At 70.1% G+C, this 1,809-nt stretch carries 3 protein-coding genes; 2 read left to right on the top strand and 1 reads right to left on the bottom strand.

The window, feature by feature from the left end:
* Together VGT80_RS15830 and VGT80_RS15825 are read left to right on the top strand one after the other, a co-directional pair.
* On the top strand, positions 1 to 226 hold a 226-nt coding region (locus tag VGT80_RS15830; protein WP_327457478.1), incomplete at its 5' end, for an SDR family NAD(P)-dependent oxidoreductase.
* Between the two features lie 11 nt (positions 227 to 237).
* A complete protein-coding gene (locus tag VGT80_RS15825; RefSeq protein ID WP_327457476.1) occupies positions 238 to 1,221 on the top strand; it encodes a nitronate monooxygenase family protein in 984 nt (327 codons plus the stop codon).
* Here VGT80_RS15825 and VGT80_RS15820 read toward each other — a convergent pair.
* Positions 1,218 to 1,784 (bottom strand): YbjN domain-containing protein, encoded by a 567-nt coding sequence (locus VGT80_RS15820; protein ID WP_327457474.1) that lies wholly within the window; start codon positions 1,782 to 1,784, stop codon positions 1,218 to 1,220. The two genes, VGT80_RS15825 and VGT80_RS15820, sit on opposite strands and share 4 nt — an antisense overlap.
* Positions 1,785 to 1,809 lie beyond the last annotated feature (25 nt).

The raw sequence follows: 1,809 nt of genomic DNA, 5'->3' as shown, positions 1-1,809 counted from the left end.
CGGCGTGCGCGCCAACGCCGTCCTGCCGGGCTGGATCGCCACCGACATGACCCAAGGCGCCCAGGACAATGACAAGTTCAACGACGCGGTGATCAAGCGCGTGCCCTTCCGCCGCTGGGGCGAGCCGGAGGACTTCGGCGGCATCGCCGTCTACCTGGCCTCCGACGCCTCCAGGTTCCACACCGGCGACAGCTTCCTGATCGACGGCGGCTACGCGATCTTCTGAGGAGAGACCCGATGGGCTTGCACACCCCGCTCTGCGACCTGCTCGGCGTGAAGCATCCGATCATGCTGGCCGGGATGGGCGGCGTCTCCTACGCCGAGCTCTGCGCTGCGGTGTCCAACGCCGGCGGCTACGGCGTGCTGGGCATGGCCGGGCGCGGCCCCGATTTCATCCGCGAGCAGATGCGGCTGGTGAGGACGCTCACCGACAAGCCGTTCGGCGTAGACCTGCTGGCCGCCTCGCCCGACAGCCTGCTGGCCAGCGTCGACGTGATCATCGAAGAGGGCGCCTCGTCCTTCATCGCCGGCCTTGGTATCCCCATGCCGATCCTCGAGAAGCTGAAGGCGGCCAATCTCAAGGTGATGGTCGTCTGCGGGGCGGTGAAGCATGCGGTGAAGGCCGAGCAGGCCGGCTGCGACGCGGTGATCTGCCAGGGCGGGGAGGGCGGCGGTCACACGGGCCTGGTCGGCACCTTGCCGCTGGTCGCCCAGGCCGTGGACGCGGTGAAGGTGCCGGTGGTCGCGGCGGGCGGGCTCTATGACGGGCGCGGGCTGGCGGCCTCGCTCTGCCTGGGCGCGGTGGGCGTCTGGATGGGCACGCGGTTTATCGCGTCACAGGAGGCCCACGCCGGCGAACTCTATCGCGAGGTGATCCTGGAGGCGACCGACGAGGACACGGTTCGCACGCGGAGCTATTCCGGCAAGCCGATGCGGGTGAAGAAGAATGCCTACGTCGCCGACTGGGAGAGCCGGCCGGCTGAGATCCAGCCCTTCCCTCAGCAGGCGATCCTGTCCTCGCGCGCCGGCGTCATGGGCGGCATCGGCGGCCAGATCGAGGGGCTCGACGTCGACCGCTCAGCCTTCGCCATGGGCCAGTCGGCGGGCGGCATCCACGACGTCCTGCCGGCCGGCGAGATCGTCAAGCGGATCATGGCCGAGGCGGAGGCCGCGCTCGACAAGGCGGTGTCCTTCCGCAGCCGGACGGCCGAACCGGCTTAAGGGGCGGCGGCCAGATAGCCCGGCGGATCCTTCAGGAAGCCGCCGAAGTCCGCGAGGCAGCCGCGCCAGGCGTTGATGTGGGTCAGCATGTCCTGCCGGCTCGAGCTGGCGAACACCAGGCTCGAATAGAGCACATGCGGCTTGCCCGCCTTGTCCTGGAAGATGCGGCAGGCGAGCGAGCTTTGGTTGAAGCCGTTGATCTCGGCGATGGTCGCGGTCTTGGCCTCCGCCGAGGCGTCGAACTGAACGGCGCTGCAGACATGGCCCTGCTGGTTGCAGCCCTCGTACTGCACGGTGAAGCCGCCGGCCGGCGAGGTTACCCTGATGAGCACGCCTTCCCTGTCGTGGGCGGTCACCTGGCCCTTGGCGTCCAGCGTGGCGAGCAGGGCGATGAGATTGCCGGGCTCGCGTGCGTCGAACGGGCCGCCGGGCGCCGCGTCGGTGGCCGCGGCCGTGGCCGGCTTGGCGGCGGGCGGGGTCTTGTGCGGCCCGGGCTTGGGCGCAGCCAAGGCGCTGGAGGCGGCGAGGACGGCGGCGGTGAGGACGGCGGTTCGCAAGATCATCGCGGATGGCTAGCAGCCCGAGGAC

This window comes from Phenylobacterium sp. (assembly GCF_035944335.1).
Classification (GTDB): Bacteria; Pseudomonadota; Alphaproteobacteria; order Caulobacterales; family Caulobacteraceae; genus Phenylobacterium.
The sequence above is the reverse complement of the archived record's forward strand: the minus strand, read 5'-3'. Positions and strand labels throughout refer to the sequence as shown.

What these genes read in the sequence shown, in the direction of transcription:
- VGT80_RS15825 (WP_327457476.1), top strand. Translation starts at nt 238, where the DNA reads ATGGGCTTGCACACCCCGCTCTGCGACCTGCTCGGCGTGAAGCATCCG.
- VGT80_RS15820 (WP_327457474.1), bottom strand. Translation starts at nt 1,784, where the DNA reads ATGATCTTGCGAACCGCCGTCCTCACCGCCGCCGTCCTCGCCGCCTCC.